The sequence below is a fragment of the Enterocloster alcoholdehydrogenati genome (genome assembly GCF_013282095.1).
GTDB lineage: Bacteria > Bacillota > Clostridia > Lachnospirales > Lachnospiraceae > Enterocloster > Enterocloster alcoholdehydrogenati.
This window is the reverse complement of record NZ_BLTJ01000001.1, coordinates 215,411-237,816: the sequence shown is the minus strand read 5'-3', so window position 1 is coordinate 237,816 and position 22,406 is coordinate 215,411. Positions and strand designations below refer to the sequence as shown.

Annotated in this window: 25 protein-coding genes; 23 read left to right on the top strand and 2 right to left on the bottom strand. The window is 50.1% G+C overall.

Going from position 1 to position 22,406, the window contains the following annotated elements:
- Positions 1–100 precede the first annotated feature (100 nt).
- The 11 genes from HW447_RS01170 to HW447_RS01120 all read left to right on the top strand — a co-directional run bounded on the left by HW447_RS01170 (position 101) and on the right by HW447_RS01120 (position 8,579).
- On the top strand, positions 101–979 hold the full coding sequence (locus HW447_RS01170) for a YicC/YloC family endoribonuclease (protein ID WP_176253482.1): 879 nt from the start codon (positions 101–103) through the stop codon (positions 977–979).
- Between the two features lie 22 nt (positions 980–1,001).
- Positions 1,002–1,634, top strand: coding sequence for a guanylate kinase (gene gmk / locus HW447_RS01165; protein ID WP_176253481.1), 633 nt, complete (start codon positions 1,002–1,004; stop codon positions 1,632–1,634).
- A 92-nt stretch (positions 1,635–1,726) separates the two neighbouring features.
- Positions 1,727–2,020 carry a DNA-directed RNA polymerase subunit omega gene (rpoZ, locus tag HW447_RS01160; protein ID WP_176253480.1) on the top strand — a complete coding sequence of 98 codons (294 nt, stop codon included), beginning with the start codon at positions 1,727–1,729 and terminating at the stop codon, positions 2,018–2,020.
- A 103-nt stretch (positions 2,021–2,123) separates the two neighbouring features.
- Positions 2,124–3,506, top strand: a complete 1,383-nt coding sequence (rimO, locus tag HW447_RS01155) for a 30S ribosomal protein S12 methylthiotransferase RimO (RefSeq protein WP_176253479.1) — start codon at positions 2,124–2,126, stop codon at positions 3,504–3,506.
- On the top strand, positions 3,490–4,032 hold the full coding sequence (gene pgsA / locus HW447_RS01150) for a CDP-diacylglycerol--glycerol-3-phosphate 3-phosphatidyltransferase (RefSeq protein ID WP_176253478.1): 543 nt from the start codon (positions 3,490–3,492) through the stop codon (positions 4,030–4,032). Before rimO ends, pgsA begins: the two co-directional genes overlap by 17 nt.
- A gap of 1 nt (position 4,033) precedes the next feature.
- Positions 4,034–5,290, top strand: a complete 1,257-nt coding sequence (locus tag HW447_RS01145) for a competence/damage-inducible protein A (protein ID WP_176253477.1) — start codon at positions 4,034–4,036, stop codon at positions 5,288–5,290.
- 11 nt (positions 5,291–5,301) lie between these two features.
- Entirely contained in the window at positions 5,302–6,612 is a 1,311-nt protein-coding gene (locus HW447_RS01140; protein ID WP_176253476.1) for a hypothetical protein, read from the top strand.
- Positions 6,613–6,648: 36 nt separating this feature from the next.
- The gene (locus HW447_RS01135; RefSeq protein ID WP_176253735.1) at positions 6,649–6,945 is read left to right on the top strand and encodes a hypothetical protein; all 297 of its coding nucleotides are present in this window, start codon (positions 6,649–6,651) and stop codon (positions 6,943–6,945) included.
- A gap of 11 nt (positions 6,946–6,956) precedes the next feature.
- Positions 6,957–7,862 (top strand): DUF2953 domain-containing protein, encoded by a 906-nt coding sequence (locus HW447_RS01130; protein ID WP_176253475.1) that lies wholly within the window; start codon positions 6,957–6,959, stop codon positions 7,860–7,862.
- Between the two features lie 45 nt (positions 7,863–7,907).
- Positions 7,908–8,336: a GerW family sporulation protein gene (locus tag HW447_RS01125; protein WP_176253474.1), complete on the top strand. Its 429-nt coding sequence runs from the start codon at positions 7,908–7,910 to the stop codon at positions 8,334–8,336.
- Positions 8,337–8,441: 105 nt separating this feature from the next.
- Positions 8,442–8,579 carry a hypothetical protein gene (locus HW447_RS01120; RefSeq protein WP_176253473.1) on the top strand — a complete coding sequence of 46 codons (138 nt, stop codon included), beginning with the start codon at positions 8,442–8,444 and terminating at the stop codon, positions 8,577–8,579.
- A gap of 53 nt (positions 8,580–8,632) precedes the next feature.
- On the opposite strand, the gene rpmB is transcribed toward HW447_RS01120, so the two are convergent.
- Positions 8,633–8,818 (bottom strand): 50S ribosomal protein L28, encoded by a 186-nt coding sequence (gene rpmB, locus HW447_RS01115; RefSeq protein ID WP_176253472.1) that lies wholly within the window; start codon positions 8,816–8,818, stop codon positions 8,633–8,635.
- Between the two features lie 173 nt (positions 8,819–8,991).
- Between rpmB and HW447_RS01110 the strand changes: the two genes are divergently transcribed.
- The 10 genes from HW447_RS01110 (at position 8,992) to HW447_RS01065 (ending at position 17,639) form a co-directional block, all read left to right on the top strand.
- On the top strand, positions 8,992–9,348 hold the full coding sequence (locus HW447_RS01110; RefSeq protein WP_176253471.1) for an Asp23/Gls24 family envelope stress response protein: 357 nt from the start codon (positions 8,992–8,994) through the stop codon (positions 9,346–9,348).
- Positions 9,349–9,361: 13 nt separating this feature from the next.
- Positions 9,362–11,071, top strand: a complete 1,710-nt coding sequence (locus HW447_RS01105) for a DAK2 domain-containing protein (RefSeq protein ID WP_176253470.1) — start codon at positions 9,362–9,364, stop codon at positions 11,069–11,071.
- Between the two features lie 21 nt (positions 11,072–11,092).
- Positions 11,093–11,803 carry a Bax inhibitor-1/YccA family protein gene (locus HW447_RS01100; RefSeq protein ID WP_176253469.1) on the top strand — a complete coding sequence of 237 codons (711 nt, stop codon included), beginning with the start codon at positions 11,093–11,095 and terminating at the stop codon, positions 11,801–11,803.
- 87 nt (positions 11,804–11,890) lie between these two features.
- A complete protein-coding gene (locus HW447_RS01095) occupies positions 11,891–12,772 on the top strand; it encodes an ROK family protein (protein WP_176253468.1) in 882 nt (293 codons plus the stop codon).
- The gene (gene recG, locus HW447_RS01090) at positions 12,769–14,826 is read left to right on the top strand and encodes an ATP-dependent DNA helicase RecG (RefSeq protein WP_176253467.1); all 2,058 of its coding nucleotides are present in this window, start codon (positions 12,769–12,771) and stop codon (positions 14,824–14,826) included. Before HW447_RS01095 ends, recG begins: the two co-directional genes overlap by 4 nt.
- A gap of 18 nt (positions 14,827–14,844) precedes the next feature.
- Positions 14,845–15,360, top strand: a complete 516-nt coding sequence (locus HW447_RS01085; protein WP_176253466.1) for a nitroreductase family protein — start codon at positions 14,845–14,847, stop codon at positions 15,358–15,360.
- A gap of 155 nt (positions 15,361–15,515) precedes the next feature.
- On the top strand, positions 15,516–15,719 hold the full coding sequence (locus HW447_RS01080) for an alpha/beta-type small acid-soluble spore protein (protein WP_066548732.1): 204 nt from the start codon (positions 15,516–15,518) through the stop codon (positions 15,717–15,719).
- A gap of 161 nt (positions 15,720–15,880) precedes the next feature.
- On the top strand, positions 15,881–16,438 hold the full coding sequence (gene rsmD, locus HW447_RS01075; protein ID WP_176253465.1) for a 16S rRNA (guanine(966)-N(2))-methyltransferase RsmD: 558 nt from the start codon (positions 15,881–15,883) through the stop codon (positions 16,436–16,438).
- On the top strand, positions 16,439–16,936 hold the full coding sequence (gene coaD / locus HW447_RS01070; protein ID WP_176253464.1) for a pantetheine-phosphate adenylyltransferase: 498 nt from the start codon (positions 16,439–16,441) through the stop codon (positions 16,934–16,936).
- Positions 16,937–16,949: 13 nt separating this feature from the next.
- Positions 16,950–17,639 (top strand): ATP synthase subunit B family protein, encoded by a 690-nt coding sequence (locus HW447_RS01065; protein WP_176253463.1) that lies wholly within the window; start codon positions 16,950–16,952, stop codon positions 17,637–17,639.
- Here the strand turns inward: HW447_RS01065 and HW447_RS01060 are convergent.
- Positions 17,636–18,592 (bottom strand): nucleoside recognition protein, encoded by a 957-nt coding sequence (locus tag HW447_RS01060; RefSeq protein WP_176253462.1) that lies wholly within the window; start codon positions 18,590–18,592, stop codon positions 17,636–17,638. The genes HW447_RS01065 and HW447_RS01060 overlap by 4 nt on opposite strands.
- 164 nt (positions 18,593–18,756) lie before the next feature.
- Between HW447_RS01060 and HW447_RS01055 the strand changes: the two genes are divergently transcribed.
- Both HW447_RS01055 and HW447_RS01050 read left to right on the top strand, forming a co-directional pair.
- Entirely contained in the window at positions 18,757–20,781 is a 2,025-nt protein-coding gene (locus HW447_RS01055; protein WP_176253461.1) for a sensor domain-containing diguanylate cyclase, read from the top strand.
- Positions 20,782–20,899: 118 nt separating this feature from the next.
- Positions 20,900–22,393, top strand: a complete 1,494-nt coding sequence (locus HW447_RS01050) for an RsmB/NOP family class I SAM-dependent RNA methyltransferase (RefSeq protein WP_176253460.1) — start codon at positions 20,900–20,902, stop codon at positions 22,391–22,393.
- Positions 22,394–22,406 lie beyond the last annotated feature (13 nt).

Genomic DNA, 22,406 nt, shown 5'->3' with positions numbered 1-22,406 from the left:
GGAAAACCGGGGAATTTGAAAACAAGTTGACTTGCCCCCACAGATGAATTATAATACTGTATAACTATGTAGTAATCAATGAAAGGGAGGCATTCCTTGTATGTTAAAAAGCATGACCGGTTTCGGAAGGTGCGAGAATGCTACGGATGAGTACAGGATTTCCGTGGAGATGAAGGCAGTAAACCACAGATATCTGGATCTGAGCATTAAGATGCCCAAGAAGTTCAACTACTTCGAGGCATCCATCCGTACTCTGCTTAAGAAGTACGTTCAGCGGGGGAAGGTGGATATTTTTATCAATTATGAGGATTATACCGAGGGAAACCTCTGTCTGAAATATAACCGCGCTCTGGCGGCGGAGTACATGGCTCACTTTAAACGGATGGAAGAGGAGTTTAACATCTCCAACGATATTCAGGTATCCGCCCTGGCCAGATGCCCGGAGGTGCTTACCATGGAACAGGCCCCGGATGATGAGGAACACCTCTGGGAGATCCTTTCAAACGCCATGGAGGAAGCGGCAAAGAAGTTTGTAGCCTCCAGGGAGGCCGAAGGAGAGCACCTTAAACAGGACCTTCTCGGCAAACTGGATTATATGACCGGCCTGGTAGAGTTCATTGAGTCGCGTTCCCCTCAGATCCTTTCTGAGTATCGGATGAAGCTGGAGGAAAAAGTCAAGGAACTCCTAAACGGCGCTGCAGTTGATGAAGGGCGCATTGCCTCTGAGGTGGTGATCTATGCGGACAAGATCTGTGTGGACGAAGAGACAGTACGTTTAAGAAGCCATATTGAAAATACAAAGAGGGAGCTTTTAAGCGGCGGGAGCGTGGGAAGAAAGCTTGACTTTATCGCTCAGGAGATGAACCGTGAAGCAAATACCATTTTATCAAAGTCAAATGACCTGGAGATTTCCGACAGAGCTATTGCCTTAAAGACAGAGATTGAAAAGGTGCGGGAGCAGATCCAGAACATCGAATAAGATGAAAGAGAGGAGATATCCCATGAATCAGCAGGGGATTTTGGTGGTCGTATCCGGATTTTCAGGAGCGGGTAAGGGAACTTTGATGAAAGAGCTTTTAAGGCGTTATGACAATTATGCCCTTTCTATCTCCGCTACCACAAGAAAACCCAGAGAGGGCGAAGAAAACGGAAGAGAATACTTCTTCCTTTCCGAGGAAGAGTTTAAAAAGCTGCGGGATGAGCATAAGCTGGTTGAGTACGCCAAGTATGTGAATCACTACTACGGTACTCCAAGGGAGTACGTAGAGGAGAAGATGGCCCAGGGGAAGGATGTGATCCTGGAGATTGAGATTCAGGGAGCCTTAAAGGTGAAAAAGCGCTATCCTGATGCCCTGCTTCTCTTTATTACGCCTCCAAGTGCAAAGGAGTTAAAGCGCCGTCTTGTGGGCAGGGGAACAGAGAGCCTTGAAGTGATCAATGCGCGGTTAAAGAGAGCGGCCGAAGAGGCGGACGGGATGGAGGCATATGACTACCTTCTGATCAATGATGATATTGACCAGTGCGTGGAAAAGATGCACCAGCTGATCCAGCTGCAGCACGAAAAGACATCCTATCATCTGGATTTTCTTGGAAAGATGCGGGAAGACTTATACCATCTGGATGACAGAGACTGATGTCAGGAAACGGCCCCATCTGATGCCGGAGGAATCTTCGGCGTGCAGGGCGAGGCATCCTATATATTTAAAATTTGAAAGGGGAATGTAGAATGTTACATCCATCATACACAGATCTGATCAACGTTGTAAACAGCGATATCGAACCGGGCGAGCAGCCGGTGGTACAGAGCCGTTACTCCATTGTGATTGCGGCATCCAAGCGCGCAAGACAGCTGATTGCAGGCGAGGAGCCTCTGGTTCCCGGCACTGCAGGCAAGAAGCCGTTATCCATCGCCATTGATGAACTGTATCACCAGCAGGTAAAGATCCTTCCGGAGGAGGAGACAACCGAGGAAGAGGAAACAGAGGCTGCTGTGGAAACAGAAACCGCCATGACCGAATAAAAGTATGAAAAAGCCGTCTCCTGTGCCTGAAAAGCCGGGGCGATCCCCGCCTGGCAGACACGGGAAGATGGCTTAAATGTTAATCAGGAGTAAATATACGTATATGAAGAATATAAAATTGTTTTGTGTATCCTTGGGCTGCGACAAGAATCTGGTGGATACGGAAAAAATGCTGGGTGTGGCCGGCAGCCTGGGCGTGACCTTTACAGATGATGAGACCGAGGCGGATGCGATTCTGGTCAATACCTGCTGCTTTATCGGAGACGCCAAAGAAGAGAGCGTAAATACGATCCTGGAGATGGCCCGTTATAAGGAAGAAGGAAAATGTCAGGCCCTCATTGTAGCCGGGTGTCTGGCCCAGCGGTATAAGCAGGAGATCACAGATGAGATCCCGGAGGTAGACGCTATCCTTGGAACCACCTCTTATGAGGAGATCGGAAAGGTTCTGACCCGGCTGTTCGGCGAGCAGGAAGAGGAGCAGCAGGCAAAAGAAGGTGCAGACGGCCATATTTCCGTTTTCCACAGCTTAAGCGAACTGCCTCACAATGCAAAGAAACGTGTGGTAACCACCGGCGGCTATTATGCCTTTTTAAAGATTGCCGAGGGCTGTGATAAGCGCTGCACCTACTGCATTATCCCTTCCTTAAGAGGACCCTACCGCAGTGTGCCCATGGAGCAGCTCTTAGATGAGGCCAGAGAGCTGGCTGACAGCGGCGTGCGGGAACTGATCCTGGTGGCCCAGGAAACCACGCTTTACGGAAAAGATATTTATGGAGAAAAAAGCCTTCCGAAGCTTCTTCACGAGCTGGCAGGGATTCCGGGAATCTACTGGATCCGTATTCAGTACTGCTACCCTGAGGAGATTACAGATGAACTGATCGAGGCTATCAAGTCGGAGGAAAAGGTCTGCCGCTATCTGGATATCCCGATCCAGCACGCCAGCGACCGTATCCTTCGCCGTATGGGCCGCAGGACTCATAAGGAGGAGTTAAAGGAGCGCATCGCAAAGCTGCGCAGGGAGATCCCGGATATCGCTCTGCGGACGACTCTGATCTCCGGCTTTCCGGGGGAGACCAGGGAAGACCACGAGGAACTGATGGAGTTTGTAAACGAAATGGGATTTGAGCGCCTGGGCGTGTTTGCCTATTCGGCGGAGGAAGATACGCCGGCATATTCCTACCCGGATCAGGTGCCTCAGGAGATCAAAGAGGAGCGCCGGGACGCAATTATGGAGCTTCAGCAGGAAATTGCCTTTGACCACTGTGAGGAGATGGTAGGCCGGATCCTGACGGTAATGATCGAGGGCAAGGTGGCGGACGAGCCGGCCTATGTGGGGCGTACCTATATGGATGCCCCTAACGTAGACGGTCTGATCTTTGTAAATGCTGATGAAATGCTGATGTCCGGCGACTTTGTAAAGGTAAAGGTGACAGGGGCCGCCGAATATGACCTGATAGGAGAGGTGTATCATGAATCTGCCGAATAAGCTTACGGTACTTCGTATTTGTATGATTCCGTTCTTTGTAGCCGCCCTTCTTTATGAAAATGGCGCTGACCAGACCATGCGGATCATTGCCAATGTGATTTTTATCGTGGCCAGCCTGACGGATCTTCTGGACGGAAAGATTGCCAGGAAATACGGGCTTGTGACGAATTTTGGAAAGTTTATGGATCCGCTGGCGGATAAGCTGTTAGTCTGCTCTGCCCTGATCTGCCTGATTCAGCTGGGCCAGCTGCCTGCGTGGATAGTGATTATTATTATCAGCCGTGAATTTATTATCAGCGGTTTCCGCCTGGTGGCTGCGGACAATGGAATCGTGATCGCGGCCAGCTATTGGGGCAAGTTTAAGACTGTGTTTCAGATGACAGCAGTGATCCTGCTGATCTTTAACATACCGGCTTTGTCCCTTCTTACAGACATTGTTTTATGGATCGCAGTGATTCTGACCGTTGTATCGCTGGCGGACTATGTGGCAAAAAATATCAGGGTACTGACAGAAGGAGGCCTGTAATATGATAGTGGAGCTGATCAGTGTGGGAACCGAGATCCTGATGGGAAATATTTTAAACAGCAATACCCAGTATCTGGCGCAAAAGTGCGCCCTCCTGGGCATGGATCAGTTTTATCAGGTAACGGTGGGCGATAATTATGGCCGGATGACAGATACAATAAAGCAGGCCCTTGGCCGGTCGGATATCGTGATTTTAACCGGAGGCCTGGGGCCTACGGAGGATGACCTCACAAAAGAGGTCTGCGCCGAGGCCATGGGGATGCAGCTGAGGGAGGATCCCCATACCAGAAAGCAGCTGGAAGAATTTTTTGTCAATAACATATACACCGAGATACCGGAAAATAACTGGAAGATGGCCATGGTTCCCGAAGGCGCCATTGTGCTGGATAACCCAAACGGCATGGCTCCCGGCCTGATACTGGAAAAGAATGGAAAAACAGCTATTCTTCTTCCTGGCCCGCCCGGAGAACTGTATCCCCTGTTCGAGGGGCAGGTATTCCCCTATCTGCAGAAGCTGCAGAAGTCGGTTCTTGTATCCAGTATGGTGAGGGTCTGCGGATACGGCGAAAGCCAGGTGGAGGATAAGCTGCTGGACCTGATTGACGGCCAGACCAATCCTACCATTGCCACTTATGCAAAGACCGCGGAGGTTCATATCCGGGTCACTGCAAGGGCGGCGGATGAAGCAGAGGGAGAGGCACTTACAGCCCCCATCTTGAAGGAGATCAAAGCCCGTTTTGGGAATGCTGTTTACACTGCGGACGAAAAAGTCAGCTTGGAAATGGCGGTAGCCAGGCTTTTAAAGGAAAAACATCTTACCATGGCTGCAGCCGAGTCCTGTACCGGCGGTATGGTGGCGGCCCGCATGGTTAATGTATCCGGCGTCTCGGACGTTTTCATGCAGGGCATGGTAACATACTCCAACGAGGCAAAAATGCGTCTTTTGGGGGTGCGGCAGGAAACCCTTGCGGCTTATGGAGCAGTCAGCCGGGAAACAGCGGCAGAGATGGCCGCGGGCGGCGCAGCGGCCGCGGGGACGGACGTCTGCGTGTCTGTTACCGGTATCGCAGGCCCTGAAGGCGGAACGCCGGAAAAACCAGTAGGCCTTGTATATATGGCCTGCTTTGTAAAGGGAAAGACAGAAGTAAGAAAGTACCAGTTTAAGGGCAACCGTGCCAAGATCCGGGAGCAGTCCATGATGAAAGCGCTGGATCTGGTCCGCCTGTGCGTACTGGAATATCAGGACCCGAAGGAGTAAGGAGGAGCAGTATGAAAACAGGAAGGATACGCAGGGCACTGACTGCGTCCTGCCATTATTCTTATATGAAACTGGCGCTGAATTTTTATATGGCGTATGAGGTTGCCGCAGAGACCGGAGGTTTTAAATACGACAGGATCGGCCGGCTGTACGGCCGTTTCTGCGAGATTTTAGAGAAGTATCTGAAAGAGGAGCCGGTTTCAGAGGAGGAGCTTGAGGCTCTGCGCAGGGATGCGATCAGCGAGATGGAGACGGTTACCTCCTACACAGATCTCTTTCAGGCATACGAGTATGTAATGAACCGGTTAGAGGGGCGTTTCCTTCCTCAGCTGGTGGGAAAACATCTGGAAGATCCGGAAACGGTAACGGAAGAGATCATGACCTGGCTTTCGCAGGCGTCAGAGGCGCCGGAACTCTATGGCCGTCTTCAGTCCATTATCGGCCAGCTGCCCGTACGCTTTACAAGGCAGAAGTTCTTTGTGCTGGCAGAGGACCGGCTGAGCATTTACAAAGGGAATGCAAGAGACAGCTTTCTGGATGCTATAAATGCCCTGCGCTGTGAAGGACTGTTAAACCAGCGGGTACGCAGCGAAAAAACTTACAGATCACTCTTTGAACTTACAGAAAAATTTGGCCGGACAGACTTTAAAAATATGACGGCAAAGGAATACCGCTATCTGGCGGAGGAGCTGGAAACGGCAGCCCAGACGGTAAGCGGCATAACAGACAGGATCCTGTCTCTGATGGAGCTGGTTAATGCCCTTTATGTGATCCTTCTGGCGCAGGGAGAGGCTGTAACGGAGCTGTCTGCAGAGCAGAACGTAAACGAGATCTTAAAAGGGATTCTTCTCCTTTTTGCATCAGGCGCCTGGGAGGCTATCCCTCGAAAGGTCACAGACCGCCTTCCAGATTTAGAGGGCAGACAGGAAGCTTATTTTGAACAGTGGATCCGGAATGATATCCCCTTAGATGAGCTGCAGACAGAGGAGGGCCATCTGGCGGATATCGTATGGAAGGTGGGGCTTTTGATGTCAGGAAGTTCCTTTATGTCGCTGGAAAAACCGGGACAGGAGGAAGCAGAAACGGACGAAGCTTACTTTCGCGAACAGCTGGAGATATTATTCCGGGATATGAATGAAGTCTGGGAGACGCTGCCGAAACCGGTGATGCGGGCGGCCATGGCAAAATGTCTTTCCAGCCTTCCTGTGAATTTCCGGTCCCTGGATGAGGCAAGAGAATACATACGAGGAAGTCTGGACAGCTGCAGCGATGAGACAGAGCGGGAAGCCTCTGTCAGGCTGATCCGTATGCTGATGGAATAGATAGGAGAACGTATGCGTTTGTGGGATCACTTATATATGGGTCAAAATGCAGACAGAGCCAGGGCGAAGATTCTTAAAGGGCTTAGAGAAGGCAGCCTTCTGCCTGACACTTATGTGATTACACTGCCGGAAAACGGGAATCATATATTTGATATCTGTCCGGTTTCCCTTTTGACCAGACGGGAGCGCAGAGGGGAAAAACTGCTGATCCTGGGACTGGCCAGAGGGTATCATGAGGCTCAGGAGGTTACAGGCCGGATGGTAGATGATATGTACCGTGAGACAGGGGCATTTGACTGGAAAGCTTATATGAACCGATTGTCCGGGAAGTGAGGTGCAAAAGCTTGATACACATACTTCTTTTGATCGCAAAGGTTCTGGGAATCCTGATTCTGATCCTTGTGGGGCTTTTGCTGTCTGCGGCCCTTCTTGTTCTTTTTGTGCCGGTGCGGTACCGGATACAGGGCTTCTGGAAAGAGGAGAGGGCCGGAGAGGGTAAGATTTCCTGGCTCTTTGGTGCGGTCTCCTTACAGGCCGGATATGGGGGAACGAAAAAAGATTTCTGGGCAGGGGTCCGCCTGTTTGGCAGAAAACTCTGGGAAATGGGAGCGGATGAGGAGGAAAAATGCTCGCAGGTCTGTGAAGAGGAAATCACAGAGCTGGAACGGGAACTCAAAGAGGAGCTTTTGGGAACAGAGCCGAAGGAGGAATCCCAGACCTGTCCGGAGGAAAAAAGCAGGCCGGATCCAAAGCCGCAGAGCCAGCCCGAAAAGAAGCCGGGAAATAATTCCGGCAGGGACACCCCTTCTCCAGTTGCCTCAAGACTTACCCGCAGTTTCGAGAAACTTAAGTTTTCTTTTCGGTCATTTTGTGATAAGCTTAAAAACATAAGAGCCTTTATCTCAGAGAAGAAAGGCTGGCTGGAAGATGAAAAGAATCAGGCCTCCTTAAAACTTCTCTGGAAGCAAACGGGAAGGTTTCTGCGCCATATTTTGCCGAGAAGGGGAAATGGAGCCGTGACCTTTGGCTTTGACGATCCTTACCGTACCGGCCAGCTTTTGTCGGCGGCGGCTCTTATTTACCCTGTATGCAGCGGACGGGTGGAGATTTGCCCTGTCTTTGATGAAAGTGTTTTTGAGGCAGAAGGGGACTTTTGCGGACGGATCCGGGCTGCTTATGTGTTGTGGCTGGTGTTTGGAGTTCTTAAGGACAGACATACGCGGCGGATGCTGTTTGGATTTTTAAAGTAAGGTATGCTCCGGGGAGTATGCCAGAGGAAGAAGAGGAAAGACGGTATGGCGGAAAATCATTTTACATCTATGATCGATACATTATTTAAGGGAATGGATCAGTTTGTCACCTCAAAAACAGTGGTGGGCGAACCGGTGCAGGCGGGGGATACCATCATCGTACCTCTGATCGATGTGACCTGTGGTATGGCCGCCGGCGCATTTTCGGAAAAATCAAAGGAAAAGCAGCGGGGCGGCGGCGGAATGAGCGCCAAGATGAGCCCAAGCGCTGTGCTGGTGATCCAGAATGGCGTGACCAAGGTAGTGAATATTAAGAATCAGGATGCCATCACAAAGGCTATCGATATGGCTCCGGATCTGATCAACCGCTTTATGGGCGGAAAGCCTCCTGTATCTGAGGAAACAAGGGCGGCTGCAGAAGATGCGGCTGCGGTTTATGATACTGGGAAAACGGAACATATGGATGTGGAGTGATCCGTATCCCGGAGGGCCTCAGATGGGGCCCTTTTTTCTGCCCTGCATCCTGGGAATGGACCGGAACCCTTCTGCATAAGATAAAGAGAAGGGAGCGGTTTGAATATGAAACGGATCTGTGGACTGATGCTGTTCTGCTTCGGCCTTGGGATGGCAGTGCTTTTATTTATACCTGAGACCATTTTCACTTTCTTTTTTGTGGTGGGCTGCCTTGTGCTGGGGTATAACCTGTTTTGCTGCTGATATAGAAAAAAGCTCCCGACTGTGACAGTCAGGAGCTTTTGCTCTGCTTTTCATTAGGCTCTTTCTACAAGGCCGGAACGTAAGCAGGAAGTACATACGTACATTCTCTTGGTTCCGCCGTTTACTTTAACCTTAACAGATTTTACGTTTGCTTTCCACATCTTGTTGGAGCGTCTATGGGAATGGCTCACTTTGTTTCCGAAATGAGCTGCCTTTTCACAGATTGCACACTTAGCCATACTATTGCACCTCCTTAAACGTTACTTGGATTTCTTGTAGAAATAAAAAAATCCACAACAAAAGTAATGATACCAGATGTTTTCAAATTTTGCAAGTGAAAAAACAAAAATTTATTTCTTTTTTTCGGAAAATAGTGTATACTGTCTTTAACATTAAAACAGGAGGCGTGTATATGAAGGGACGAATCAGCAATAAGATGGGCGAGATCCAGATCAGCCCGGACGTAATTGCTTTATATGCAGGAACAATTGCAGTAGAGTGCTTCGGTATTGTGGGCATGGCGGCCGTAAGTATGAAGGATGGTCTTGTGAAGCTGCTGAAGAGAGAGAGCCTGACGCACGGCATCACTGTGGATATCAGGGAAAACCGCATATCCATTGATTTTCATGTGATCGTATCCTACGGGGTCAGCATTTCAGCGGTGTCTGACAACCTGATCGAGAGCGTGAAATACAGAGTAGAAGAATTCACCGGTATGGAGATAGAGAAGATCAACATCTTCGTAGAAGGTGTGAGAGTGATTGATTAGGAGGAAGTAACCCGTGGGTATAAGTACAATTGATGCCGGAATGGTGAAAAAAGCTTTTCTGGCAGGAGCAAAGGGCCTTGAGGCTAAGAAAGAGTGGATCAATGAGTTAAATGTATTCCCCGTACCGGACGGAGATACAGGCACCAACATGACGCTGACCATTATGGCAGCCGCCAGGGAGGTTGCAGTGCTTTCAGATCCCAGTATGGAGCAGCTGGCCAAGGCCATTTCCTCAGGATCCCTGAGAGGAGCAAGGGGAAATTCGGGAGTGATCCTCTCTCAGCTGTTAAGAGGCTTTACGAAGGAGATTCAATCGACGGAGGCCATTGACGTAACCACCCTGGCCAACGCCATGGTGCGCGGTATGGAAACTGCCTATAAGGCGGTGATGAAGCCCAAGGAGGGAACGATCCTTACCGTTGCCAGGGGAATGGCGGACAAGGCTGTTGAGATGGCGGGCCAGACCGACGATATCGTAGTTTTTGCAGAGGCCGTGATCAAGGAGGGAGACTACGTTTTAAGTCAGACGCCGGAGATCCTTCCCGTATTGAAGCAGGCCGGGGTTGTGGATTCCGGCGGCCAGGGCCTGATGCAGGTGGTTAAGGGTGCCTTTGACGGTCTTACCGGAGTGTGTACGGACTTTTCACTGGGGGAAACATCTGCCCTTGGCGTGTCTGAGGAGAAAAAGCCCCAGGCGGCAGGCGCCTCAAGGACCGATATCGATACGGCGGACATCCGATTCGGCTACTGCACGGAGTTTATCATCAAGCTGGAGAAAACCTATACAGAGGAGGATGAGCGTGGGCTTAAGGAATATCTGGGTTCCATCGGCGATTCTCTGGTAGTGGTGTCCGATGATGAGATCGTTAAGATCCATGTGCACACCAACCATCCAGGCCTGGCCTTTGAGAAGGGGCTGTCCTACGGATCTCTTTCCCGCATGAAGGTTGACAATATGCGGGAGGAACATGAGGAACGCGTAATCCAGGATTCTGAGCGGCTGGCCAGAGAACAGGCACAGGAAACAGCGGCAGAGACAGAAGGCGGAGAAATAAAGGAGCGCAGGCCCTATGGTTTTATTGCAGTATCCTGCGGTGATGGCCTAAGCGAGATTTTCAGGGGAATAGGGGCCGACTTCCTGATCGAAGGCGGACAGACCATGAACCCAAGCACCGAGGATATGTTAAATGCCATTGCAAAGGTCAATGCCGATACCATTTTCATCCTCCCCAACAATAAAAATATCATTCTGGCAGCCAACCAGGCCCGTGATCTGACGGAGGATAAGAAGATCGTTGTGATCCCTTCCAGAACGGTGCCGCAGGGAATTACGGCGCTTGTAAACTTTATTCCGGATCTGACGCCGGAGGAAAACCTTGAAAATATGACATCTGAGATGGAACGCGTGCGGACCGCCCAGATCACCTACGCCGTGCGCAACACAACTATTGACGGTATGGAGATCCATGAGGGCGATATCATGGCAATCGGCGATCGCGGTATGCTGGCCGTAGACCGGTCCGTTTCCAGGGCGGCCCAAAAGGCTCTGGAAGCGATGCTGGATAAGGACAGCGAGCTGGTTACCATATATTATGGAAGTGATGTGGCCAAAGAGGACGCAGTAAGCCTGAAGGAGCAGGCGAAGGAGGAGTTCCCGGATAAGGAGATCGAGCTGCAGTACGGCGGCCAGCCCATCTACTACTATATGATATCCGCAGAATAGATTTGAAAGGAGAAATGTTGTATGAATGATGAATTTAGAATGGAGCAGGGATTTGAACGCCAGGCATCCGGAGAGTCGCTGACGCGCTATACGGCCAAGACCTTTGGCTGGATGTTTGCAGGACTTTTGCTCACCATGGTAATCGCTGTCAGTATGTATCTTTCAGGGGCCTTCTGGTATGTGCTCCAGATTCCAGCCTGGAATTTCGTTCTTCTGGCTGCTGAATTGATCGTGGTGGTCGCTTTGACTGCCAGACTGGAAAAAATGTCTGTCAACACGGCAAGATTTATGTTCTTTCTTTACGCTGCCGTAAACGGAGTTGTGTTCAGTATGTATTTCCTGATCTATGATCTGATGTCCCTGTGGATGGCATTTGGCATCACAGCGCTGTTTTTTGGCGTGATGGCTCTGATTGGATACTATGGAAATATCAATTTTTCCGCTCTGCGTCCGTTTATGACCGGCGGGCTGATCTTTTTATTTGTGTTCTGGCTGCTGGCCATGTTCATTGATTTGAGCGCATTTGAGACGATCGTGTGCGGCGTAGGTATATTCCTGTTTCTGATCATTACAGCTTATGACTCTAAGAAGATTCAGGCATATTACGCCTGCTACGGAGGAAACTCAGAGATGGCGGCCAAGGCTTCCATTTTCTCAGCTCTGCAGCTGTATCTGGATTTCATCAATCTGTTTATCTATCTGCTTCGTTTTGTAGGACGCAGCAGAGATTAAAAGTAAGAAAAGTCCGATCCGGGGCGGCGGTTAGCCTGGCTGCCCCGGATTGTGATGTAATAAATGAATAAGGGGAGAAATAATCGCATGATAATCGGAGCACTGGAGGCAGGGGGAACCAAAATGGTCTGCGCCCTGGGAAGAAAAGACGGAACCATCATAGAGCAGGTATCCATTCCGACAACCACACCGGAGGAGACGATTCCAAAGATTATAGAATATTTTAAAGATAAGGATATTAAGGCTCTGGGGATCGGAGCCTTCGGGCCGGTAGACGTAAATCCTGCATCCGATACCTACGGCTATATTCTTGAAACGCCCAAGCTTGCCTGGAGAAATAAGGATCTTCTTGGAGGCATCAGGAAGGCTCTTAAGGTTCCCATGGCTATTGACACGGATGTAAACGGATCCTGCCTGGGAGAGGTGACATACGGCTGTGCCAAAGGCTTAAGCAGCGTGATCTACATTACCATTGGCACCGGTGTGGGAGTCGGCGTCTGGGCCAACGGAGGACTGCTTCACGGTATGCTTCACCCCGAAGGCGGACATATCTTTTTAAACCGTCATCCTGAGGATGCAAAGGGCGGCATCTGCCCCAGCCATCCCAACTGTTTTGAGGGCTTTGCAAGCGGCCCCTCCATCGAGGCAAGATGGGGAAAGAAGGCCGTGGAACTAAAAGACTGCCCGGAGGTCTGGGAGCTGGAAAGCTATTACATCGCCCAGGCGCTGGCGGACTACATTATGATTCTGTCTCCTCAGAAGATCATCCTGGGCGGCGGCGTAATGCACCAGACCCATCTGTTCCCATTGATCCGCAGCAAGGTGAAGGAGTTTGTAAACGGCTATATCCTTACGAAGGAGATGGAGGATATGGACCAGTATATCGTTCCTGCCAGCCTGCATGACGATCAGGGCATCATGGGCGCTATCCGCCTGGGATTAAATGCCCTGGAGCAGGAGACGGCATGAGCAACCGGCAGCCTGTAAGCGCCTTAAAGGGCATTGGAGAGAAAACCGGAAAATTGTTTGAAAAGGTAGGGGTCATCACGATTGATGACCTCCTTTCCTATTATCCCAGAGCCTATGACACCTATGATGAGCCAGTGCACATAGGACAGCTGCGGGAACAGGCGGTGATGAGCGTGGCCTCTGCCCTGTTAAAGCCGCCGGATCTTCTGAGGACGGGAAAAATACAGATGGTTTCCGCCGTGATTAAGGATCTTACCGGTTCTCTGCAGCTGGCCTGGTTCAATATGCCTTATATGCGGTCAAATGTAAAAAGCGGACAGACGTATGTCTTCCGCGGCCGGGTGGTAAAAAAAGGAGGCCGCCTGATCATGGAACAGCCGGAGGTATTTACCAAAGAGGCCTATGAGGCTCTGGAACACTCTATGCAGCCGGTTTACGGCCAGACCAGAGGATTAAGCAATAAGACGATTGTAAAGGCGCAGAAGCAGGCACTTGAAATACGGCAGCTGGAGCGGGAATATATGCCGGCTTTTCTCCGGAAGAAATACCAGCTGGCGGAAATCAATTATGCGGCGGAGCATATTCATTTCCCATCGGATGAAAAGGAGCTGCTTTTTGCAAGGCGGCGTCTGGTATTCGATGAATTTTTCATGTTTCTTGTGGGCATCAGACGGCTGAAGGAGCACAGAGAGGGAGAACGGTCCTCCTGGGTGCTTAAGGAACGGCGGGAGGTGCAGGCAGTAAAGGAAGGGCTGCCTTATGCTTTGACAGGGGCTCAGGAGAGGGCCTTAAAAGAAGTATTTTCCGATATGGCAGGAGGCCGGGTGATGAACCGGCTGATCCAGGGAGACGTAGGATCCGGAAAAACCATTATCGCGGTACTGGCTCTTTTGCAGGCCGCCTATAATGGCTGTCAGGGAGCGCTCATGGTGCCCACAGAGGTGCTTGCCAGACAGCATTTTGAGTCTATGAAGGAGCTGTTTGAGGCAAATGGCATAGACAGGACGCCAGTGCTGGTGACCGGTTCCATGACAGCAAAGGAAAAGCGGCTGGCCTACGAAAAGATAGCTTCTCACGAGGCGGATATTATTGTGGGAACCCACGCTCTCATCCAGGAAAAGGTGATCTACCACCGTCTGGCGCTGGTGATTACCGATGAGCAGCACCGGTTCGGCGTAGGCCAGAGGGAACTTTTAAGCACAAAGGGAGAGATGCCCCATGTGCTGGTCATGAGCGCGACTCCGATCCCCAGAACGCTGGCGATCATCCTTTACGGGGATCTGGATATTTCTGTGATCGATGAGCTTCCCGCAGGCCGTCAGGAGATCAAAAACTGTGTGGTGGATACAGGCTATCGTTCCAGGGCCTATGCCTTTATTCAGAAACAGGTGGAAATGGGCCATCAGGCCTATGTGATCTGCCCTATGGTGGAGGCCAGTGAGATGATTGAGGCGGAAAATGTGGTAGATTATGCAAAAGCTTTGAAAAAGGCTCTGCCGGAGACTGTTTCAGTTGAGTATCTTCATGGAAAGATGAAGGCCAGGGAGAAAAACAGGGTCATGGAGCAGTTTGCATCGGGAGAGATCCAGGTCCTGGTATCGACCACCGTTATCGAGGTAGGAGTGAATGTGCCGAATGCCACGGTGATGATGATCGAAAACGCAGAGCGTTTCGGCCTGGCCCAGCTCCACCAGCTGCGGGGGCGGGTGGGCCGCGGAAAGGCCCAATCCTATTGTATTATGGTCAGCGGAAACGGCGGAAAGGACACAATGGAGCGGCTGGACATCATGAACCGCTCCAATGATGGCTTTTATATTGCTTCCGAGGACCTGAAACTGCGCGGGCCGGGCGATATCTTCGGAGTGCGCCAGAGCGGGGAACTGGAATTTAAGCTTGGGGATATCTTTACGGATGCCAATATTTTAAAGCAGGTGTCAGAGGAGGTGAACCGGATTCTGGATGAGGATCCGGGACTGGACAAAGAGGAATACAGAGAACTTAAAAGGAAAGTGGAGCAGTACCTGGGAGACCGGGATGAACATTTGAATCTTTAATAAAGGAGAGAGACAACGATGAATGAGACAATGAAAACGATCCTTACAAGAAGAAGCACAAGGAAATTTAAGGTTCAGGAACTTCCGGAGGCGGAACTGGAGCAGATCCTGCAGGCCGCCCTTTATGCGCCCAGCGGCATGAGCAAGCAGACCTGGCAGTTTACAGTGGTTAAAAACAGGGAAAAGATCCAGCTGCTTGCAAAGGCTGTGGAAAAAGCGCTGGGCCGCGAACGCTATGATATGTACCAGCCTCAGGTTCTCATCATCCCTTCCAACCAGAGAGAGAATCATCATGGAAAAGAGGACAATGCCTGCGCCATGGAAAATATCTTCCTGGCCGCTCATTCCTTTGGAATCGGCTCGGTTTGGATCAACCAGCTTCAGGGCATCTGCGATGAGCCTGCGATCCGGGAAATCCTGAATGGCTTTGGCATCCCGGCGGATCATGTGGTGTATGGCATGGCTGCTCTTGGATATGCGGATGATGTGAAGGCAGAGAAAAAACGGAACGGAAAAGTGGTTGTTGTGGAATAAAGCTATGATAGGGCAGTTTCTATTTTTTGACAATTTACGCAAAACCTTCTAGTGTATTATTTTCAGAATCTCACATAATAAGAGCGTAACAACAAACAAGCTTTAAGCGGAACAAAAACCGCTTGAGCAGACCAGTTATAAGGAGGCGTTTTATTATGTCTAACAACACTAACAAAACAAACGTACCTGAAGCAAAGGAAGCAATGGACCGCTTTAAGATGGAGGTAGCAAGCGAGCTGGGAGTACCGTTAAGCAACGGCTACAACGGCAACCTGACTTCCGCACAGAACGGTTCTGTAGGCGGCTATATGGTCAAGAAAATGATCGAGGCCCAGGAGCGCCAGATGGCAGGTAAGTAAAACTCCTTAGCAAAGAAAGAAGCAGCCCGGTATGGATTTTCCTGCCGGGCTGCTTCTTTATTATAAATTTAGAAAAAACCATCAAAAAAACCTTGTATTAAGAAGAATTTCATATTATACTTGTTTGGAATGAAATTTGCTTAATATACAGGAGTTTTTTCATGAGAGTAATCGCAGGCAGCGCAAAAAGGCTGCTTTTAAAGACAATAGAAGGCATGGATACCCGTCCTACTACGGATCGGATCAAGGAGACCCTTTTTAATATGCTTCAGCCTCAGATTCCGGGCTGCCTCTTTCTGGATCTTTTTTCAGGGAGCGGAGCGATCGGCATTGAGGCGCTGAGCAGAGGAGCTAAGACGGCAGTTTTTATTGAGAATAATCCCAAGGCGGCGGACTGTATCCGGGAAAACCTACAACGGACTCATCTGGAAGAGGGGGCGCTGGTGATGAACTGCGATGTGATCGCAGGACTTAAGCGCCTGGAAGGAAGAAATTACCGTTTTGGCCTGATCTTTATGGATCCTCCTTATAATATGGATCTTGAAAAAAAGGTTTTGGAGTATCTTTTTACTTCTCCTATGGTCACGGAAGATACGCAGATTATCATAGAGGCGTCCAAAGAAACGGATTTCAGCTGGTTAAAGGACGCAGGTTACTATATGATAAAAGAAAAAATATACAAGACGAATAAGCACATATTTGCCGGTAAGGGGGAATAAATGAAAATCGCAGTATATCCGGGCAGCTTTGATCCCGTTACCCTGGGCCATATTGACATTATAAAGCGCACGGCAACCATGTTTGACAAGGTGATTATCGGCGTACTCAATAACCGCGCCAAATCGCCCTTATTTACCGCAGAGGAACGTGTGGAGCTGTTAAAGGAAGTGACAGGGGATATCCCCAACGCAGAGGTTCAGGCATTTAAAGGACTTCTGATTGATTTTGTGCGTCAAAATCACGCCAATGTGATTGTCAGAGGCCTTCGCGCCATTACAGATTTCGAGTATGAGCTTCAGATGGCCCAGACGAACCGGGTCATTGCCCCTGAAATCGACACCATATTTTTGACTACAAATCTTAAGTATTCCTATTTAAGTTCCAGTATTGTAAAGGAGATTGCGGAATACGACGGTGATATCAGCGCATTTCTCCACCCGGCTGCCGCAGCCAGAGTGAGAGCAAAGCTGGAAGAGAAAACAAAAGCACAGGGATGAAGGAGATCGCAAGATGAGCAGAATAGAACAGTTGATAAGTGAGATCGAGGAATATATTGACAGCTGCAAGTTCCAGGCGCTGTCCAACAGTAAGATCATTGTGAATAAAGAAGAGATGGAGGAGCTTCTGGTGGAGCTCAGAATGCGGATCCCGGATGAGATCAAGAAGTATCAGAAGATCATCAGCCAGCAGGAAACTATCTTAAATGACGCCAGATCCCAGTCGGATGCTATGCTTGCGGAGGCAAAGGCACAGTCAGACGCCATGATAGCCCAGGCAACGGAGCAGGCCAATTCTATGGTGAATCAGGCGACTGAACAGGCCAATTCCATGGTGGCGCAGGCCAATGAGCAGACCACAGAGATGATCAATGAGCATGAGATTATGCAGCGGGCCTACAGCCATGCAGAGGAGGTTATTTCCCAGGCGAATATCCAGGCGCAGGCTATTGTAGACGCTGCGGCTAATGATGCAAACAACATCCGCCAGGGTTCCATCCAGTACACCGACGATATGCTCCGCAGCCTTCAGACCATCATTAACCATACCATGGACAATGCGAGAGGACGTTTTGATTCCCTTATGAGTTCCTTACAGTCCAGCTACGATATTGTTTCCGCCAATCGAAACGAACTCTCAGGAGGGGATTCAAAGCAGGAGCAAGGGCAGGCAGCCCCGGCTGAGGAGAACACAGAGGACTAAGATGCCGGCGCATTGCTGCAGAGACGGTATAAAGCGAAAAAGACGATACAGGATAAAAGGGTGTGGAGCAGTTTCCACAGGATGTAGTGCCGGATCGACAGTCCGGCACTTTTTAATACGCTTTTTGTCTGGAAGATTCCTGAGATTCCCCCAAAGGCTGCTGTGCCGGTGATCAGAAGCGCTCCGCTGAATCCGGGGACTGACCGGGCGATGGTCTCGATTCCGGTAGTGATCTCCACTGCGCCCAAAAGTGCGGCCCGGACAGTCAGGGGGATGCAGGCAGGAAGGAAGGAAAGATAAAGGGCCAGAATGGAAAAAAGCATGATGTAAAGCCCGATTTTTTCCATGGTTTCCAGGCAGTTCATCAGTTGGGAATCAAAGGAAAAGGGAGCCTGCTGCGGACGGAATTCCTGCTGCGCCGGCTGTGCGCCCCAGCCCGGACGATACCATTTTCCAGCCAGAAAGGAGACCGGGAGAATGGGAAGATAGAGAGCGGCAGGAAAAAGCCAGGGAGGACAGGCGGCCGGACTGGAAAAGAGCGGTACTGCCTGGGCGCATACATAGCCCAGAATAAACATGGGGCTGGGATGGTTGCAGATGGCGAGGAGATACCGGGCCTCTGCCGGGGGGATGCGTCCTTCTTCCAAAAAGGAGCTGTCCATCCGGGCTCCCATGGGATAGCCGCACAAAAGGCCGGTGATAAATACAAAACTTCCCGGCACGGACAGATGCAGAAGGCCGGATAAAATGGGAGAAAATGGCTTTGTGAGCAGAGGGATACCGTTAAAGGCCACGATGGCTCCAGAGCAGATCATAAAGGGCAGAAGGGTGGGAAGAACCACATTGGCCCAGAGAAGAAGGCCCTTTTGCGCACCTGTCAGAGCCAGGTCAGGACGCAGCAGGAGAAGGATCAGACAGAAAATGGCTGCTAAACCGCCAAGAGTTCGTTTCATGGTCACCTGGATGGAGATTTTGTATCAGTATATTAGAAGAGATGGCGGGATATGCAGCCGGAGAAATTGCAGAAGAAGGACTGGACGGTTTTGGGGGTGATGTGGTATTATAAATCGGATGTTTATGATAACTGGGCTGGCAGGATTTGGAAGGGAGAGATGATATGATACAATTTCCAACACTGATCAAAAAATTTTGCGATGCCCTTCTGGAATACGATCCGGAAACGAAAAAGCTGTACTGGTATCACAGTGAAAGAAAGCCGGATTTGTGCAACCGGTGGTCGGATCACGAGGAGATTTACGAGATGTACCGGGAGCGCTATGTGTGCAGGGATGATCTTGATATCTGGGAGCGTTTTTTATCCCCTGAGAATATAGAGCGGTTTGCTCAAGGAAGCACAGCGGAGGAGCATTTTTATATCCGCTTTGAAAATATGGGAAGGGGGCTGGAATGGCACGAAATCTCCATGGAGCAGATGGAGGATTCCCATGTTCTGATCGGAAGCAGGGATGTCCGTGAGATTTACCAGAGTGCGGCAATTACAAAGGCGATCCTGCCGGAACTGGACTATGTGTGTTTTATCGATATCGAAACAGGCAGTTATGTACTCTATTATCCGGATGCCAATAAAACCGTGTTTTCTCAGAATACGGCGGATGATTATGACACAGTTATCGATGCCTTCAACAGAAAACACGTGATTCCCGAGGAGGCACAGACACTGACGCAGAATATGCAGATTGGCCATGTAAGGCAGATGCTGAATGATAAGAATGAATATATCTTGTACGCAACATTCAAAAAAGAGGAAGATCTGCTCTACAAAAAGCTTTGCTTTGCTTATGCTGACGCCACCAGGAAAAAACTGGTCCTGATCCGAACCGATATAAGCAGCGTTGTAAATGAACGGAAGCTGCGCGAGAAGGAAGAGCGAAAACGTGTGGCCTACCTTGAAAATATGCCGGTGGCCTGCGTTTCGGCAGAAGTCCTTCTTGACCCGTACGGAGCGCCCTATGATTTTCGGATCACCTATTCCAACCAGGCGTATGCGAAACTGGTGGGAGTGGAGGTGCCGGAACTTTTAAAACGGAATTATTACGAGATCTTTCCCGATATGGATCGGAAACGGCTCCCCTATTATTATGACACAGCTTATAATGGAACTCCCCATGTGCTCAGCTGGGATGTGGAGGAAAAGAACCGGCATATGCTGATCCATGCGTTTCAGATAGAAAAAGGACATTTTGGCAGCGTGCTGGTGGACACTACCAAGGAATATTTTCTGACAAAGGAGCTGCAAAGGAGCAGGGAAGAAATGCAGCGTATCTTGGAGACGACCACAGACCTGATATTTGAGTACCATGTGGAAACCAAAAGGTTCAATATATCAAGGATTGGAATGGATGAGGTTCAAAAAAGCCTGTCAGAAGAGGGACTGATCGAAACCCTGGTTCAAAAGGGATACCTGGAGCCATCCTGTGCCCCTGTACTGGAACAGGCATTTTCCCGTATGAAGAAAGGAGAATCCCGCTTATCCGTGAATCTGAAAGCCCGGATCCGGAAGGAGGAGGGGTGGAGCTGGTATCGCCTGAACCTGTTTGAGTTTCAGACAGAATATATGCATGAGCGGAAAACCTTTGGCTATCTTCAGAATATAAACCAGGATATGTTAAGGCAGGAAGAACTGGAGAAAAGGGCGCAGACTGATCCTTTAACCAGGGTCCTGAACACCAGCGAGGGAAAGCGGAAGATCAAACAGCTGCTGGAGAGCCAGAAGGACATTAAACATGGCAATAATGCCATGTTTATCATGGACATTGATGATTTTAAGCAGATCAACGACACATATGGCCATATGGCAGGAGACCGGGTGCTTAAGGCATTTGCCGAGATCCTGCGGAAAACCTTTCGGGCAGAGGATATAATCTACCGCCTGGGAGGAGATGAGTTTGTGGTATTTGTGGAAGATGCAGAAGGAACGGGCCGGAACATTGAGTCCATCGTACAGAAGCTGAACTTCAATATTCAAGGGCTTAAAAAGAGGTATTCCTTTTTTGGCAGCAGCATCGGCGTCTATGTTGCCGACACGGTATGCAGCTTTGAGAAATACTATGCGGAGGCAGACAAAGCCCTCTATGAGACAAAAAAGAAGGGAAAAGATCACTTCACCATAAGGAAGGGATAGAGGGCGGATTCCCGCCCCTGTTTTTGCTTGACATACATACAGGCCTTCTTTATAATGAAAAAAACAGTAAGTCTCCTGTTGGATCAGCAGGGGACTTAACTTTTTGAAGGAGCGGAATATGAGGGATACGTTACTGCTTCCAGAAGCTTTCCTTGCCGAGATGAGGGAACTTTTAGGAGCTGAATTTGACCAGTATATAAAAAGCTATGATGAGGAGTGGAAACCAGGACTCAGGGTGAATACGCTCAAACTCTCTCCTGAATCGTTTAAGGAGGTATTTCCCTGGAAACTGGAGCCGGTGTCATGGACAGAAAATGGGTTCTACTATGACGCACAGGAGCGTCCTTCCAGGCATCCGGCCTACTATGCGGGACTGTACTATCTTCAGGAGCCAAGCGCTATGACGCCGGCGGCTATGCTTCCGGTAGAGCCGGGGGATAAGGTGCTGGATGTATGCGCGGCTCCGGGAGGCAAGAGCACAGAGCTGGCGGCAAAGCTAAAAGGAAGGGGACTTTTGGTGTCCAATGACATCAGCTATTCCAGGGCCAGAGCCCTCCTTAAGAATCTGGAGCTGGCAGGAGCGGCCAATATAGCGGTTGTCAGCGAGGAGCCGGGAAAGCTGGCAGCAGTCTGGCCGGAGTTTTTTGATAAGATCCTGGTAGACGCCCCCTGTTCCGGGGAGGGGATGTTCAGACGGGACGAAGATATGGTAAAGGACTGGAGAGAGCGGGGACCTGAATATTACAGCCCGCTACAGAAGGAGATCCTGAAACAGTCGGTGGTTATGCTGAAACCAGGGGGGATGTTGCTGTATTCCACCTGTACATTTTCCAAAAAGGAAGATGAGGATAACGTAAGCTTTCTTTTAAAGGAATGCCCGGAGATGGAACTGGTGCCTTTAAAGACAGGCGCGGTTTGCGGGGCGTTGGACGGTATCGGTCTGTCCGGCTGTATGCGTCTGTTTCCCCACCGGGTAAAAGGGGAGGGACATTTCCTGGCCCTTCTCAGAAAAAAGGAGAAGGGAATGGGAGGAGAGCAGAATGTGCAGCCTTTTGGGGAACCAGAAATGGAAGATGCACCTCCTGAGCAGAAGGAGAGAGGGCGTTTAAAGGATAGAAGGGGGAAATCGCCAAAGGATTCCCAGAGATGCAGCGCCAGGACGGGCGCTAAAGTGCAGGATCAGACGACGGATGAGGGAAAACGGGAGTTGGAGGCATTTTTAAAAATGTGCAGGGTTCGCTGGGAGACGGAACGCATTTTTATTCATCAGGAGAATGCTTACTACCTTCCTGAAGGCTTAAAGCCGGGGCTGCCGCTGCGCTTTTTGCGCACGGGACTGCTGCTAGGGGAGTTAAAAAAGGGCCGCTTTGAGCCTTCTCAGGCATTGGCTATGGCATTAAAGGCAGAGGAATTTGGCACTCTCTTGGATCTGACAGAAGAGGATCCCAGGGTGCTGCGCTATCTTAAAGGGGAGACCATTTCCCTTTTGCCGGAGGAGTCGCCGGTGAAGGGGTGGTGTCTGGTGGCCTACCGCGGTTTCCCGCTGGGCTGGGCCAAGGGAAACGGAATGAGTCTTAAGAATAAGTACTATCCAGGCTGGCGATGGCAATAGAACATGAAAAGAA